Consider the following 16,244-nt stretch of genomic DNA (forward strand, 5'->3'; position numbering starts at 1 on the left):
CTGCCCCTCAAGCAGTCGCCACCAAACCGAGCTCGGCATCCGAGGCCAGACCGCGGTGATGAGGAAGCACCCGCACCGTGTATCCCACCGTGCCGCTGTGCGGTAGCCGCGTCTCGCCCGCGTACACGTGCTCGCCGCCGTCGGTTCCCACGTGCGTCATGGCCGTCGTGCGAATGTCGGTGAGGTTCTCGTCCTCGTCGACGCGTCCCACGACCGCCTGCACCACGACGTCCGACGCGTCCAGTCCACCGAGATCGACGTTCGCGCGCAGTGAGAGCTCCGCACCGATCACCGGCGTGTCGGGCAGACCCTCACTGTCGACGCGGGTGACTTTCACTGCGCCCCATGCCTGTTCGACGCGGCGGCGGTACGACGCGACGTCCGTGGCACCGCGGTGCTTCTCCGCCGAGGCCGCGCGGGCGGATTCGGCTGCGGGCGCGTAGTAGCCGAGTGTGTAGTCCTGAACCATTCTCGACGCCAGCACTTTCGGGCCCAGCTGCTCGAGGGTGTGCCGCACCATTTCGATCCAGCGGCTCGGCACGCCGTCGTCCCCGCGGTCGTAGAACTTCGGCAGTACTGCCTGTTCGAGGAGTTCGTAGAGCGCAGCGGCCTCCAGATCGTCACGGCGATTGTCGTCGGTGACGCCGTCGGCCGTCGGGATGGCCCAGCCGTTCTCCCCGTCGTACATCTCGTCCCACCACCCGTCGCGAATCGACAGGTTCAAGCCGCCGTTGAGCGCGGACTTCATGCCCGAGGTACCGCACGCTTCGAGCGGGCGCAGCGGATTGTTCAGCCACACATCGCATCCCCAGTACAGGAATCGCGCCATGGACATGTCGTAGTCGGGCAGGAACACGATGCGGTGCCGTACGTCGGCCTGATCGGCGAACCTGACGATCTGCTGGATGAGCGCCTTTCCTCCGTCGTCGGCGGGGTGCGATTTGCCCGCGACCACCAGCTGGACCGGACGAACCGGGTCCAGCAACATGGCGCGCAGTCGCTCGGGTTCGCGCAGCATGAGCGTCAGTCGCTTGTACGTCGGTACCCGTCGAGCAAACCCGACGGTGAGTACGTTGGGATCGAAAACGTTTGCTGTCCAACTGATCTCGGCCTCGGTGGAGCCACGTTCGAGCGCCGAGCGCCGCACCCGACGCCGCACCTCGTCCACCAGTTGCGCGCGAAGGGTGTTGCGCGTGGACCACACGCGCTCCGAGGACAGCTCCCCCTCCAGCGCCCATTCGCGGGCAGACCACGTCGGAGCGTGCACCCCGTTGGTGACCGACCCGATCGGCACCTCGGAGGCGTCGAATCCCCGCCACAGGTCGTTGAACATCTCGCGGCTGACGATTCCGTGCAGCTTCGACACCCCGTTGGCGCGTTGTCCCAGACGCAGCCCCATGTGCGCCATGTTGAACACCGAGGCGTCGCTCTCGCCGCCGAGGGCGAGGATTCGGTCCATCGGCAGACCCGGCAGCAGCGCCGACTCCGCGCCCCCGTCCGCACTTCCGAAGTAGTGCCGCACCAGATCGGCCGGAAACCGGTCGATTCCGGCGGGGACAGGAGTGTGAGTGGTGAAGACGGTGCCGGCTCGCACCGCAGCCAGTGCCGCGTCGAAGTCCAGGGTTCCCGAGGTGACGAGTTCGCGGATGCGTTCGACGCCGAGGAAGCCGGCGTGGCCCTCGTTCATGTGGAACACCTCGGGATCGGGCAGTCCGTGTGCACGGGTGTAGGCCCGGATCGCTCGAACTCCGCCGATACCGGCGAGTATCTCCTGCTTGATGCGGTGATCCTGGTCGCCGCCGTACAACCGGTCGGTGACTCCTCTGAGCTCGGGGTCGTTGTCGGCGATGTCGGAATCGAGCAGCAGCAGCGGGACACGTCCCACCTGGGCGATCCACACCCGTGCCCGCAGAACCCGAGATCCGGGCATGGACACGTGGATCAGCACCGGAGAGTCGCCGTCGTCGGTGAGCAACCGCAGCGGCAGACCGTGCGGGTCGAGGGACGGATATCGTTCGGCCTGCCAACCGTCGGCCGTCAGCGACTGGCGAAAGTATCCCGAGCGGTAGAGCAACCCGACACCGATCAACGGCAACCCCAGGTCGGAGGCCGCCTTGAGGTGGTCACCGGCCAGGATGCCGAGCCCGCCCGAGTAGTTCGGCAGCACCTCGGTGACGCCGAACTCCATCGAGAAATACCCGATGCCCGACGGCAGAGCACGTCCCTCGGCCAGTTCGTTCTGGTACCAGAGCGGACGGGCGAGGTAGTCGTGCAGATCCGCTTCGGCGGCGTCCAGCTCGGTCAGAAAGCGCTCGTCGGCCGCGAGTTCCTCCAGACGCGCCGGTGCGACGGCTCCCAGTACGGCCACGGGATCGCGCTCGAGTTCGGTCCACAACAGTGGATCGATGTGCTCGAACAGATCCTGCGTCAACGAGTGCCACGACCACCTGAGGTTTGTCGAGAGCTCGGCGAGGGCATTCAAGCGGGCGGGAAGATGGGCTCGGACGGTGAATCGGCGCAAAGCTTTCACAGGATCGAACCCTACCCACGGACACCTGTGTCGATGGGCGGCTTGCACGAAATCTGCTCCACGGTGTCCGTCGCGGGCAGTATGCGTCGGCGCACGCGCCATCTGCATTGCTGCACTACGGTTGACGAGTAGAAGCACACCGAGATCGGTTCGATCAGAGGTTGCGCCCGCGCAGCCATACCTCTAGCGAAGAATGGAGTGTGAAGTGACAGGTCGACTTGGTATCGACAATGTCCTTCCAGATACGACGACCGGGAAGTACCCCGCGAAAGCGGTGGTGGGCGAGACGTTTCCAGTCTCCGCCGACGTCTGGCGCGAGGGTCACGACGCGGTGGCCGCGACACTGTCGGTGCGCGGACCGGGAGGCAAACTCGAACGCATCCCGATGACACCGGGCCGCGAACCCGACACGTTCGACGCGGTGTTCGTCCCCTCTCGGCCGGGTTACTGGATCTGCCGCATCGAAGCGTGGAGCGATCCGATCAGCACCTGGCGCCATGCCGTCGAAGCCAAGCTCGGAGTGGGCCAGAGTGCCCACGAACTCGCGAACGATCTCGAGATCGGCGCACGGCTGTTCCTGCGGGCTGCCACCGGTGTTCCTGCCGAGAGCAGGCAGATGCTGGCCGATGTCGCCGCCGCGCTGCGCGACACCGACCGCCCGCTGCCTGCCCGGGTCTCCTCCGCGTTCGCATCGTCGGTCGCCGAGTTGCTGTTCGTACACCCACTGCGCGAACTGGTGACTCGATCGCGCGCGGTGAACGTGTGGGTCGATCGCAATCTCGCACTCAACGGTGCCTGGTACGAATTCTTCCCGCGGTCGACCGGCGGATGGAACGAGGACGGCACTCCGCGGCACGGCACGTTCGCGACGTCGATCGAGCAGTTGCCCCGCATCGAGCGGATGGGATTCGACATCGTCTACCTGCCGCCGATCCACCCCATCGGCACCATCAACCGCAAGGGCCCGAACAACACGTTGACCCCGGGACCGGAGGACGTCGGGTCGCCGTGGGCCATCGGATCGAAGGACGGCGGACACGACGCCATCCACCCCGAACTGGGCACCGAGGACGACTTCCGCGCGTTCGTCGCCGCTGCACACGAACACAACCTCGAAGTGGCACTCGATCTCGCCCTTCAGGCTGCTCCCGACCATCCCTGGGCTGCAACACATTCCGAGTGGTTCACGGTGCTGCCGGACGGCACGATCGCCTACGCCGAGAACCCTCCGAAGAAGTACCAAGACATCTACCCGGTCAACTTCGACAACGACCGACGCGGCATCTACGAAGAGGTGCTGCGCGTGGTCCGATACTGGATCTCGCTGGGAGTCAAGGTCTTCCGAGTCGACAACCCACACACCAAGCCGCCGGACTTCTGGGAATGGCTCATCGCCGAGGTCAAGAAGACCGACCCGGACGTGCTGTTCCTCGCCGAGGCGTTCACCCGCCCGGTGCGCATGTACGGACTGGCGCAGCGCGGCTTCACGCAGTCGTACACGTACTTCACCTGGCGTACCGCGAAGTGGGAGCTGACCGAGTTCGCCGAGGAACATGCCCGACGCGCCGACGACGCGCGTCCGAACCTGTTCGTCAACACTCCGGACATCCTGCACGAGAGTCTGCAGCACGGCGGGCCCGGAATGTTCGCTCTCCGAGCAGCTCTCGCGGCGACGATGGCCCCCACCTGGGGCGTCTACTCCGGCTACGAGCTGTTCGAGCACCAGGCCGTGCGAGAAGGCAGCGAGGAGTACCTGGACTCGGAGAAGTACCAGTTGCGTCCACGCGACTTCGAGGGTGCGCTGGCCCGCGGCGAGTCGCTCGAGCCCTGGATCACCACGCTGAACGCAATCCGGCGGGCGCATCCGGCGCTGCAGCAGCTCCGCAACATCCACTTCCACACCATCGACAACGAGGCGCTGATCGGGTACTCCAAGTTCGACCCGCAGACCGGTGATTCGATCCTGGTGGTGATCAACCTCAATCCCTTCGGAGCCGAAGAAGGCACGATCCACCTGGACATGCCTGCCCTCGGCCACGACTGGCAGGACACCCTCACGATCAAGGACGAAGTGAGCGGAGTCCATTACGACTGGGGCCACACCAATTTCGTCCGGCTCGAGCCCTGGACGTCGGTGGCGCACATCTTCACGCTCCCCCACATCCCGTACCCGGCTCGTATCGAACTGGCCTACCGCGGCAACCGAAAGTGAGTGGATTCAACGTGACCGAGAATCCGACGACGCCCGAAGACACCGTCGCAGCCCCGTCCGACAACGATCTCGAACTCATCGCTGCAGGGCGGCACTACAACCCGCATTCCGTTCTCGGAGCCCATCCGGTGGCCGGTGGAACCGCGATCCGCGCCCTCAAGCCCGATGCCGAGAAGGTCGTCGCCCGCGTCGGTGGTGTCGACCACGAACTGACCCATGTCGCCCACGGACTCTTCTCGGCTCTGATTCCGTTCGAGGACCTGATCGACTACCGCCTCGTGGTGACCTGGCCCGGTGGACACGTCTCCGAATCCGCCGACGGATACCGGTTCCTGCCCACTCTCGGCGAGCTCGATCTGCACCTGTTCGGCGAGGGCAGGCACGAGCGTCTGTGGGACATTCTGGGCGCGCACCAACAGTCGTACGCGACACCCGACGGCCCCGTCACCGGTACCTCGTTCGCGGTCTGGGCTCCTGCAGCCCAGGGTGTCACCCTCGTCGGCGATTTCGACGGCTGGACCGGTCGAAGCTGGCCGATGCGCGTACTGGGCTCGACCGGCGTGTGGGAGATCTTCGTACCCGACATCGCTCCGGGCGCGCTGTACAAGTTCCGCGTCCACGGTGCCGACGGTTCGGTCAAGGACAAGGCCGATCCGATGGCCTTCGCCACCGAGATCCCACCGTCGACGGCCTCGGTCGTCACCGCGTCCTCGTACACCTGGAACGACGAGTCCTGGCTCGACACCAGGGCCGGCATCGAGCCGACGCAGGCACCGATGAGCGTGTACGAGATCCACCTGGCGTCCTGGCGGCCGGGCCTGGGGTACCGCGAGTTGGCCGAGCAGTTGGCCGAATACATCACCGAGACCGGCTTCACGCACGTGGAGTTGCTCCCGGTCGCCGAGCATCCGTTCGGTGGATCCTGGGGCTACCAGGTGACGTCGTACTACGCACCGACATCGCGCTTCGGCAGCCCCGACGATTTCCGCTACTTCGTCGATCACCTGCACGGTGCCGGCATCGGCGTGATCGTCGACTGGGTGCCCGCCCACTTCCCCAAGGACGAATGGGCTTTGGCTCGGTTCGACGGCGGCCCGCTCTACGAGCACGGCGACCCGCAGCGCGGCGAGCAACTCGACTGGGGCACTTTGGTATTCGACTTCGGGCGGCGCGAGGTGCGTAACTTCCTGGTCGCGAATGCGCTGTACTGGATCGACGAGTTCCACATCGACGGACTGCGCGTCGACGCCGTCGCATCGATGCTGTACCTGGACTACTCCCGCCCCGATGGCGGCTGGTCGCCGAACATCTACGGTGGCCGCGAGAACCTCGAGGCCGTGACCTTCCTGCAGGAGATGAACGCGACGGTGCACAAGAAGCACCGCGGTGTCGTCACCGTGGCCGAGGAATCGACGGCGTGGCCCGGCGTCACCCGGCCGACGAACGTCGGCGGACTCGGGTTCAACATGAAGTGGAACATGGGCTGGATGCACGACACGCTTGGCTTCCTCGGGCGTGATCCCATCCATCGCAGCTACCACCACCACGAGATCACCTTCTCTCTGGTCTATGCGTGGAGCGAGAACTACCTGCTCCCCATCAGCCACGACGAGGTGGTGCACGGCAAGGGCACGCTGTGGACTCGGATGCCCGGCGACGATTACGCCAAGGCAGCCGGCCTGCGCGGCATGCTCGCCTACATGTGGGCGCACCCCGGCAAGCAACTGCTGTTCATGGGACAGGAGTTCGGGCAGACCCGTGAGTGGTCCGAGGAACGCGGACTCGACTGGTATCAGATCGACGAAGAACCTCTGCACAACGGCGTCAAAACCCTTGTGTCCGATCTGAACTCGACGTACAAGTCCCACCCCGCACTGTGGACGCTCGACACCTCGCCGAGTGGATACTCGTGGATCGACGCCAACGACACCGAGAACAACGTGCTGAGCTTTCTGCGGTACGGATCCGACGGTTCGGTCATCGCGTGTATTTTCAACTTCTCCGGTACCGAGCACGGCAGCTATCGTGTGGGACTACCGGAACCCGGCCGTTGGACAGAGATCCTCAACACCGACGCAACGGAGTACGGCGGCTCCGGTGTGGGCAACCTGGGTGAAGTGACGGCAACATCGCACTCGTGGCACGGTCGACCGGCATCAGGCCAGGTCGCCCTACCCGCCAACGGGGCGATCTGGATAAAACTGGAGCGATAGATGAGTGGCGGCCGCACACCCCGACTATTGGCCGCGGCCGCCACTGCAGGGCTGATCCTGTTGACCTCGTGCGCGCAGACCGTCAGCGGAAACGCCGTATCGATCTACGAGAACCCGTTCACCGTTGCCGGACTCCCGGTGACGAGCGGGCCCAGCGGACCCCGTCCCGATGCCCCCGATTCGACCATCACCGTGGAGAACGCCGAGGGCACCGACTCGGACATCCTCGCCACGAACGCAATCGACGACATCCAGCAGTTCTGGGCCGAGCAGTACTCCAGCTTGTTCAAGGGCACGTTCACCCCGGTCTCGAAGGTCGTCTCGTGGGACGCGTCCGAGGACGAGGGATCGGGCATCAGATTCTGCGGAGACCGAACCGGCGGTATTCCCAACGCTGCCTACTGCACCCGTGACGACTCGATCGGCTGGGACCGGACCATCCTGCTCCCGGCTCTGGTCGACGCGTTCGGACCGATGTCGGTGGTGATGGTCATCGCCCACGAATACGGCCATGCCATTCAGCACCAGTCGGGGCTCGTCGGCGACGACACCCCGACCATCGTTGCCGAGCAACAGGCCGACTGTTTCGCCGGTGCCTTCATCCGCCACGTCGCCGAGGGCGATGCGCCGCACTTCACCATCAACACCTCGGACGGACTGAACGGCGTCCTCGCCGCAACGGTCGCCGTCCGCGACGTCGATCCCAATGATCCGGAATCGGTGCACGGCTCTGCCTTCGAGCGCGTCACCGCAGTGCAGATCGGTTTCACCGACGGTGCCGGGGCCTGCACGAGCATCGACGAGGCCGAGATCGACTCGCGTCGAGCATCGTTGCCGCAGAAATTCGACGATCCCGACGACTCGGGTGAACTACCGGTCACCGAGGACTCCCTCGACGCCTTCACTCGATCCTTCGAGCAGGTCCTGCCCGTCGCAGATCCCCCGTCCGTCGACTACACCGGATCGGACGTCGGATGCGCCGACGCCGAAGCCACTGCGCCGGTGTCGTACTGCCCCTCGACCAACACCATCGGCGTCGACGTCGAGGCCCTGGCCGAAGTCGGCCAGCCCGAGACCCCGCAGCGCGGAGACATATTGCCGCTCAACGTCTCCGGTGACTACAGCGCCTACGTGCTGTTCGCCTCGCGCTACACCCTCGCGGTGCAGAAGGAAGCCGGCCAGACCCTCGACGACCCGCAGACCGCTCTGCGTTCGGCATGCCTGTCCGGGGTCATCACCTCGGCGATGAGCGCCGAGAACGGTGACACCGGCCTCGAAGTCTTTCTTTCCCCAGGCGATCTCGACGAAGCCGTGTCCGGACTGCTCAGCGACGGCCTCGCGGCCAGCGACGTCAACGGTACGACGCTGCCGTCGGGGTTCTCCCGAGTCGACGCGTTCCGTTCGGGAGTTCTCGGCGGAAGGGAACTGTGCGACGCGCGCTACAGCTGAGTCCCGCTGTCAGTACAGAGCGGACGCGAGCTTGCGCCGCGCGGAGACCACCAGCGGATCGGCCGAGTCGAACAGCTCGAACAGCTCGAGCAGTCGAGTGCGCAGTGCAGTGCGGTCGTCGCCTGCACTGATCTTGATTCCGTCGATCAGACGAGCGAAGGCCTGCTCCGGTTGCTGACCGGCCATTTCGGCGTCCGCTGCGTCGATCCGAGCCTGGACGTTTCCGGCGTCGGCGTCGGCGAGTGCAATCGCGTCCGGTGCCAGGTTCTGCACCCGTGCGAGGAACTTGACCTGACGCAGTGCGGCAACCGCCTCGGTGTTCTTCGGTTCGGCGTCGATGATCGCCTGGTAGGCGGCTTCTGCCTTGTCGAAATCGCCCTCGTCGATGGCCTCTTCGGCTGCAACGATCCGCGGATCCTCGATCTCGGGTTCCGGTTCGGCAGCAGCCGCCCCGGGAGGCCCGGTGAGCTTTCCTGCAGTCGCCTGCTCGACGGCTTGTAGCCACTGACGCAACTGCTCGTCCGACTGGGTGCCCTGGAAATCGGCGAGGGGCTGGCCCGCTGCGACGGCAACCACCGTCGGAATGGCCTGTACGCCGAAGGCCTGGGCGATCTGCGGATTGGAGTCCACGTCGACCCGCGCGAGCACCCACGTACCCGCGGCTTCCACGGCCAGCTGCCCGAGCTGACGCGTCAACGCCTGGGACTGCGGCGAACGCGCCGAACCCAGGTCGACTATCACCGGTACCTGCGTGGACCGCTGGAGAACCTCGGCCTCGAACGTCGCCGCGGTCACGTCCACGATCGGTGCCAGTCCTCCCGCGTCGCCTGCGGGTTCGGCTGCAGGTGCAGGTGCCGGACGGTCCTTGAGAACGGACAGGTCGACGGCACCGGCAATGGATGCGGGAACGACGGCTGACGGGCGGACGGGAGGACGGGAACCGGGTCGAGTCACGCCATACAGTTTGTCACTAACGCGATGCGTCATCCACTGGCGGGCGGTGCCGGTCGGTCAGGAGAGAACCTTGGCATCGGCGGCGGATCGGCCGGTGCTCAGCTCGGCGAGACGGCCGGTGCGCGCGGCCCAGATCTCGAAGATCACGGTGCCGAACGGGGGGAACGCCGCGACGAGAGCGAGCAAGGTCGCCTTGACGTCCCACTTGAGCTTGATCGCCGTCAACACGGCAACGGCCAGGTACACCACGAACACGCCGCCGTGGATCGGTCCGAAGATCTTCACACCGATTTCGTTGCCGTCGGCGGGGATGTACTTGAACGCCATTCCGATCAGCAGTCCGAGCCAGGTGAACGCTTCGAGCACAGCGATGAAACGAAAACGTTTGGCCGTGCTGCTCAGGTCGAAGAAGTTGGTCATGCCAGCTATTGTGCCCGGTCTGCTACGACGGAGCGTAGTGGCTCTGGTCTCAGTTCTTCTCCAGAGCCACTACGAGTCCTACTGCTTCGGCACTCGAACGATGAGGGCGTCGCCCTGTCCACCGCCGCCGCACAGTGCGGCAGCGCCCACTCCGCCGCCGCGACGCTGCAGCTCGAGAGCCAGATGCAAGGCGATGCGAGCTCCCGACATGCCCAGGGGATGCCCGATCGAGATCGCTCCCCCGTTGACGTTGACGATCTCGGGATCGATGCCGAGTTCGCGCGTCGACGCGATTCCGACCGCTGCGAACGCCTCGTTGATCTCCACGACGTCGAGGTCCTTCGGGTCGATGCCGTCCTTTTCGCACGCCTTGGCGATAGCGCGCGCGGGCTGCGACTGCAAGGTGGAGTCGGGACCGGCCACCACTCCGTGTGCACCGATCTCGGCAAGCCAGGTCAGACCGAGCGACTCGGCCTTCTCCTTGCTCATCACCACGACGGCGGCGGCACCGTCGGAAATCTGCGACGCGGATCCCGCAGTGACGGTGCCGGCCTGGTCGAAGGCAGGGCGAAGCTTGCCGAGGGAATCGACTGTGGTGTCGGCGCGAATGCCTTCGTCTGCGGTGAACTGAATCGGCTCACCCTTGCGCTGCGGGATCGAGACCGGGACGACCTCGTTGTCGAATACCCCGTTCTTCCACGCCGTGGCGGCCTTCTGGTGCGACGCGGCAGCGAAGGTGTCCTGCTCCTCGCGGCTGATGGCTTCGGAGCTCTGGTTCCGCTGCTCGGTCAACGCACCCATGGCCTGATCGGTGAAGATGTCGTACAGACCGTCGTAGGCGAGGTGATCACGCATGGTGACATCGCCGTACTTGAATCCGGCCCGCGACTTCTCGAGCATGTGCGGCGCCTGGGTCATCGACTCCTGACCGCCTGCGACGACGATCTCGAACTCACCGGCGCGGATCAGCTGGTCGGCCAGTGCGATGGCGTCGACCCCGGACAGGCAGACCTTGTTGATCGTCAGTGCGGGCACGGTCATCGGAATACCAGCGGCAACTGCAGCCTGCCGCGCAGGGATCTGACCGGCACCAGCGGTGAGAACCTGGCCCATGATGACGTAGTCGACCTGATCCGGCGCAACACCGGCCTTGTCGAGTGCACCCTTGATGGCGATTCCGCCGAGATCCGATCCCGAGAAGTCCTTGAGGGCACCCGAAAAACGTCCCACGGGTGTGCGAGCGCCGGCGACGATGACTGTTGTGGTCACGATTTCCTCCGAAAGTATGAAGACGGCCTTGTCGAGATCAACGCTCCGACGCCCCCTACCGATACCGGCCGGGCGGAGCACCGAAACGCAGCTGGCGCTAACGTCATGGCCATGACCTCCAGCACGCAGTCTTACACGGGAGCCCCGCTGCGCTCCGATCTGGTGACGGCTATCGATCATGTGGGTGTCGCGGTGCCCGATCTCGACGCTGCCATCACCTGGTACACCGACCACCTCGGCATGGTTGCAGTGCACGAGGAGATCAACGAGGAGCAGGGCGTTCGCGAGGCGATGCTCTCCTTCCCCGGAGCCACCGAGAAGTCCGCTGCACTGCAGTTGCTCGCGCCGATCGACGAATCGTCCACCATCGCCAAGTTCATCGGCCGCAACGGCCCGGGACTGCAGCAGTTGGCCTACCGAGTCACCGACATCGAAGTGATCTCGACCGAGCTGCGCGCTCGCGGCGTTCGGTTGCTGTACGACGCCCCGCGCCGCGGCACCGCCGATTCTCGGATCAACTTCGTCCACCCCAAGGACGCCGGTGGCGTACTGATCGAATTGGTCGAACCCAACCCCGCCGCGCACTGATCGAACTCTGTGAACGAGCCGTATGGCTCTCTACTTGACTCACCGGTAAATTGACGGCCATGGCCATCGATCATGAGCGCACTTCCACGGTGCAACTTCCCTTTTCCATCGTTCGGAAGGGGTTCGATCGCGACGAAGTCACCAACTACTTCGAGCGGTTCGACGCCGAACTACGTTTGACGACCGCAGATCGTGATGCGGCCGCCGCGCAGGCTCGTGATCTGGCCAAGCAACTCGACGATGCTCGTGACGAGATCGACGAACTCCGCAAGGACATCGATCGTCTGTCGGTTCCGCCCACCACGGCGGAGGGGATGAGCGATCGCATCTCACGCATGCTGCGACTGGCCTCGGACGAGGCATCCGAGGTCCGCGCGAAGGCGCACTCGGAGTCCGAGGAGATGATTTCCGTTGCGCAGCAAGAGAGTGCCCGACTCCGCGGACGGCACGAGTCACTGGTGGCCGAACTCGAAGAGCGCCGAACGGCACTCGAAGCCGAACACCAGCAGACCATGGCTCAGGCGCGCACCGAGGCAGCTCGAGTAGTCGAGGCCGCGCAGGCCGAGCGCGACAAGTTGGCTGCCGAGTCCGAGGCAAAGCGCGCCAAGGTTCAGGAAGACTTCGAGATCACGATGGCCGAGCGCCGCACCAAGGTTCTCACTGCTCTCGAGGAACTCGAAGCGTCGAGCAAGGCCGACGCTGCCCGCCGCATCGAGGAGGCGACCACCGAGGCTGCCCGACGGCTTCAGTCCGCGAGTGAGCAGGCCGAGCGTCGCATCGCGCACTCCAAGGAACTGGCCGAGGAGCTGCGTGTGCTCCGCAGTCGCGTGCTGGCACAGCTGCTCGGAATTCGCGGCCAACTCGATTCGGTTCCGGCGATGCTCGCCTCGGTCAATCGTGAGAGCGAACTGCTCGACAATCCCGACCCGACGGCCATCCCGAAGAAAGAAGAAGAGAAGGCTGCCGCGAAGGCCGAGGACGAGAAGGAATCGGCCGACTCGGAGTCCTGATTCAGCCGGACCTGCGCCTGACCTCCCCCGCTACGACCACCTGCGGGTGAGGCCTCGCGTGTTTCGGCCGGACCAACACCCGGTGTGCCAGTGTCTGCGATTGTCGGCACCGCCGAAATCGTCCGACGGCCACGCAACGATATGTGCGACGCCCGGCCGCACCTCGTGATCGCAGCCGGGGCATCGATAGGTCTTCACGGCCTTCGCACCCGGGACCATTCGTGTCGTGTACGTGTCACCGTCCGGACCGACCTCGATCCGGTTGCCGCCCAGCACGGAATCGGTAGCCGGAGCGAGATCACTCGGGCCGCTCCGATTCGGTCGGCGGGGTTGGTTACGACGAGGCACCCGTCCAGTGTAGAGAACGGGCCGATTCGTGCCGACCGTCGTCAGAAAAGACGGAACTCGGTACTGTCGGTTCCCCGCAGGACGTCGTAGTCGAGTGTGAGACAACGAATGCCGCGATCGGTGGCCAGCGTCTTCGCCTGAGGCTTGATGACCTGCGCAGCGAACACTCCACTGACCGGAGCCAGCAGCGGATCACGGTTGAGCAGCTCCAGATACCGAGTCAGCTGTTCGACGCCGTCGATCTCACCACGTCGCTTGATCTCCACTGCCACCGTTCCGCCATCGGCGTTGCGGCACAGGAGATCCACCGGTCCGATGGCCGTCATGTATTCGCGTCGCACCAACGTGTAACCGTCACCCAAGGTGCTGACGTGCTCGGCCAACAACTCCTGAAGGTGAGCCTCCACACCGTCTTTCACCAAACCGGGATCGATACCCAACTCGTGACTCGAGTCGAGTTCGACGTCGTCGATGGTGATGCGAAGTTCCTCACCGGCCTTGTTGGTGACGATCCACTTGGTCGTCTCGTCCTCGGTGGTCTCGACCATCCAGCAGGGCGGAGACATCCAGTTGAGGGGCTTGTACGCCCGGTCGTCCGCGTGCACGCTGACCGATCCGTCGGACTTGACGAGGAGCAGGCGACGAGCGGACGGGAGGTGTGCGGTGAGGCGGCCGACGTAGTCGACTTGGCAACGAGCAATAACTAGACGCACTCGACCACCTTAAAGCAGGAGCCCCGATAGTCTGTGACGACCATGCCGCAATTGAGACGATCTGCCGCTCCGCTGGGCTCCCGACTGCTCGGCGACACCTCCGAATCACCTCGCCGACGGCGGGTCCGAATCCAGATCCTGCTGACCGTCTTCCTGATCCTGTCGAATCTTATCGGCGCGGTCATCGTCGGTGTGTTGATCAGCGTCGTGGTGCCCGGCCCGGACGTCCTCGATCCCGACAAGTACTGGTGGGTGAACTACATCGTCGTCCCGGTCTACGTGTTCGTGGCATTCGTCGTCGGTGCGGTCTGGGGCACCACGCACGCTCTGCGAAGTTTGCGGTGGGCAATCGAGGACCGGCAACCCAGCCGCGAAGAACAGGTCGCGACACTCGCGATGCCATGGCGATTGACGCGAATCCAGATTCTGCTCTGGATCGGAGCCTTGCTGCTGCTCACCACGATCGACGGCATCATCGACTCGGCGTCGATCCCCAAGGTGGCCTTCACTATCGCCGCCGGTGGCACAGTCGTCTGTGCGTTCAGCTACCTGCTCAGTGAATTCGCCCTTCGTCCCGCTGCAGCTCGGGCACTCGAAGCCGGCGATCCTCGACGGATTCGTATTGCCGGAGTCATGGGCCGCTCGATTCTCTCGTGGCTGCTGGGCACCGGTGTGCCGGTCAGCGGTTTGATGATCATCGCGATCTTCCGCTTCATCAATCCCGAAACGACAGCGACTCAGCTCGCGGTCTCCATCCTCTCCCTCGGTGGGATCACGATCGTGTTCGGCCTTGCGCTGACCGTGCTCGGCGGCTTCGCGACGACATCACCCATCAACAATGTGCGCGCGGGGATGGCCGAGGTGGAGAAGGGCAACATGGATGTCCGTCTCGCGGTGTACGACGGCACCGAGCTCGGCGAGCTGCAGAGCGGGTTCAACCGGATGGCCGACGGTGTGCGCGATCGGGAGAAAATTCGCGACCTGTTCGGCCGACACGTGGGTCACGAGGTCGCCGAGAAAGCACTGCAATCCGACAGCGAACTCGGGGGCCAGGAACGCGATATCGCAGTGTTCTTCATCGACCTCGTGGGATCGACGGAGCTGGCGGCGTCTCGACCACCCACCGAAGTCGTTGATCTGCTCAATCGATTCTTCGCCGTGGTCGTCGACGAGGTCGACGAGCATGGCGGATTCATCAACAAGTTCGAAGGCGACGCCGCGCTCGCCATCTTCGGAGCTCCCAACGAAATTGCCGACCACTGCGGCTCGGCGTTGGCCGCAGCACGAGCAATTGCCCGACGGCTGCTGGTCGAAGTGCCCGAATGCAGTGCCGCTGTGGGTGTCGCAGCGGGACGCGCAGTCGCCGGCAATGTCGGTGCGAAGTCCCGATTCGAATACACCGTGATCGGAGACCCGGTGAACGAGGCTGCTCGCCTCTCCGAGCTGGCGAAGAACGCTCCAGGGGCAATCCTGGCCTCCAAAACGGCAGTCGACGGTGCCGCAGACGAGGAATCCGGTCGCTGGGAATTCGGTGACTCGGTGACTCTTCGCGGACGCTCCGTCGAAACAGTCCTCGCGAATCCGAAAGATGTAAAAGTCACCGCCGACGAGCCCGTTGCCGTGCACGCCTGACCTGTATTGCAGGTCATGGCAGTTGCTCCCGCCTCGGCATCGTCCGCGAATGCGCGCGCGTTCGTCGGGTGCGCGGGAATTGGTGAGTGGTCGGGGTGCGATTGTGCGCGCGGATGGCGAACGCGCGCGCGTCTGCGTCGGGACCACCGTCGCGGGCAACTCGGGGGCGACAGTGTGGAGCCGGCACCCGGGTCCACACCCTGATCGTCGCGAATGCGCGCGCGTTCGTCAGGTGCGCGGGATTTGGTGACCGGTCGGGGCGCGATTCTGCGCGCCGATAGCGAACGCGCGCGTCTGCGCTCGTAAGAGCGATCCGCGGTCGCGTCGTCTGCCCGCATCCAGGTCCAGGCCCGGTTCGTCGCGAGTGCGCGCGCGTTCGTCGGGTGCGCGGGAATTGGTGTCTGGTCGGGGCGCGATTGTGCGCGCGGATAGCGAATGCGCGCGCGTCTGCATTCGTAACAGCGATCCGCGGTCGCGTGGTCAGTCTGCCCGCCGAGGTCAGGCCCGGATCGTGGCGGGCGCGCGCGCGTTCGTCGGATGCTCGTGGGTGGGTGTGGTGTGGGTGGTTTCGAAATGCAGAATGGCCCGCGACCGTGGTCGGGGGCCATTCTGGCAAATTGTGTTCGGCGGTGTCCTACTCTCCCACACCCTGTCGAGTGCAGTACCATCGGCGCTGGAGGGCTTAGCTTCCGGGTTCGGAATGGGACCGGGCGTTTCCCCTCCGCTATGGCCGCCGTAACTCTGCGAAACAAAGTCACACGGAACATCAGCGGTGCCACCTGATCGAGATCGGTGACGTACTGGTTCATTCAATTGTGTTGTGCTGAAACGTGTGTTGTTTCAGATATTGCACAGTGGACGCGTAGCTTCTTTGTGGTAAGTCCTCGGCCTATTAGTACCAGTCAC

Annotated in this window: 12 protein-coding genes and 1 rRNA gene; 6 read left to right on the forward strand and 7 right to left on the reverse strand. The window is 64.9% G+C overall.

The annotated features are described in order from the left end of the window. Nucleotides 1-7 precede the first annotated feature (7 nt). Nucleotides 8-2,530 carry an alpha-glucan family phosphorylase gene (gene glgP / locus R3P93_RS09245; protein ID WP_317532857.1) on the reverse strand — a complete coding sequence of 841 codons (2,523 nt, stop codon included), beginning with the start codon at nt 2,528-2,530 and terminating at the stop codon, nt 8-10. A 205-nt stretch (nt 2,531-2,735) separates the two neighbouring features. Between glgP and R3P93_RS09250 the strand changes: the two genes are divergently transcribed. The 3 genes from R3P93_RS09250 to R3P93_RS09260 are packed head-to-tail and all read left to right on the forward strand — an operon-like array spanning nt 2,736 to nt 8,404. Further along, the gene (locus R3P93_RS09250) at nt 2,736-4,742 is read left to right on the forward strand and encodes an alpha-1,4-glucan--maltose-1-phosphate maltosyltransferase (RefSeq protein ID WP_149406329.1); all 2,007 of its coding nucleotides are present in this window, start codon (nt 2,736-2,738) and stop codon (nt 4,740-4,742) included. Nucleotides 4,743-4,753: 11 nt separating this feature from the next. Then, entirely contained in the window at nt 4,754-6,955 is a 2,202-nt protein-coding gene (gene glgB, locus R3P93_RS09255; RefSeq protein WP_317532858.1) for a 1,4-alpha-glucan branching protein GlgB, read from the forward strand. Further along, nucleotides 6,956-8,404 carry a neutral zinc metallopeptidase gene (locus R3P93_RS09260; protein ID WP_317532859.1) on the forward strand — a complete coding sequence of 483 codons (1,449 nt, stop codon included), beginning with the start codon at nt 6,956-6,958 and terminating at the stop codon, nt 8,402-8,404. 9 nt (nt 8,405-8,413) lie between these two features. Here the strand turns inward: R3P93_RS09260 and R3P93_RS09265 are convergent, their stop codons facing one another. From R3P93_RS09265 to R3P93_RS09275, 3 genes are all read right to left on the reverse strand, one after another. Continuing rightward, the gene (locus tag R3P93_RS09265) at nt 8,414-9,301 is read right to left on the reverse strand and encodes a tetratricopeptide repeat protein (protein ID WP_068050416.1); all 888 of its coding nucleotides are present in this window, start codon (nt 9,299-9,301) and stop codon (nt 8,414-8,416) included. Nucleotides 9,302-9,415: 114 nt separating this feature from the next. After that, nucleotides 9,416-9,787, reverse strand: coding sequence for a DUF3817 domain-containing protein (locus R3P93_RS09270; RefSeq protein WP_176460304.1), 372 nt, complete (start codon nt 9,785-9,787; stop codon nt 9,416-9,418). A 69-nt stretch (nt 9,788-9,856) separates the two neighbouring features. Then, nucleotides 9,857-11,047 (reverse strand): acetyl-CoA C-acetyltransferase, encoded by a 1,191-nt coding sequence (locus tag R3P93_RS09275; RefSeq protein WP_317532860.1) that lies wholly within the window; start codon nt 11,045-11,047, stop codon nt 9,857-9,859. Between the two features lie 105 nt (nt 11,048-11,152). Between R3P93_RS09275 and mce the strand changes: the two genes are divergently transcribed. Continuing rightward, nucleotides 11,153-11,635 (forward strand): methylmalonyl-CoA epimerase, encoded by a 483-nt coding sequence (gene mce, locus R3P93_RS09280; RefSeq protein ID WP_394855268.1) that lies wholly within the window; start codon nt 11,153-11,155, stop codon nt 11,633-11,635. 59 nt (nt 11,636-11,694) lie between these two features. Further along, nucleotides 11,695-12,645 carry a coiled-coil domain-containing protein gene (locus tag R3P93_RS09285; RefSeq protein ID WP_317532862.1) on the forward strand — a complete coding sequence of 317 codons (951 nt, stop codon included), beginning with the start codon at nt 11,695-11,697 and terminating at the stop codon, nt 12,643-12,645. A 30-nt stretch (nt 12,646-12,675) separates the two neighbouring features. Here the strand turns inward: R3P93_RS09285 and R3P93_RS09290 are convergent, their stop codons facing one another. Next, entirely contained in the window at nt 12,676-12,993 is a 318-nt protein-coding gene (locus tag R3P93_RS09290) for an ATP/GTP-binding protein (protein WP_149406336.1), read from the reverse strand. A 41-nt stretch (nt 12,994-13,034) separates the two neighbouring features. Further along, complete coding sequence (gene nucS / locus R3P93_RS09295) at nt 13,035-13,706, reverse strand: endonuclease NucS (RefSeq protein WP_094640377.1); 672 nt, start codon at nt 13,704-13,706, stop codon at nt 13,035-13,037. Nucleotides 13,707-13,748: 42 nt separating this feature from the next. On the opposite strand from nucS, the gene R3P93_RS09300 reads away from it, so the two are divergent. Then, on the forward strand, nt 13,749-15,338 hold the full coding sequence (locus R3P93_RS09300) for an adenylate/guanylate cyclase domain-containing protein (protein ID WP_094640449.1): 1,590 nt from the start codon (nt 13,749-13,751) through the stop codon (nt 15,336-15,338). Between the two features lie 621 nt (nt 15,339-15,959). Here the strand turns inward: R3P93_RS09300 and rrf are convergent. Beyond that, nucleotides 15,960-16,076, reverse strand: a 5S ribosomal RNA gene (rrf, locus tag R3P93_RS09305). Between the last annotated feature and the right edge of the window lie 168 nt (nt 16,077-16,244).

Origin of the sequence: Rhodococcus cerastii, assembly GCF_033042195.1 — a bacterium.
Taxonomy (GTDB): Bacteria; Actinomycetota; Actinomycetes; order Mycobacteriales; family Mycobacteriaceae; genus Rhodococcoides.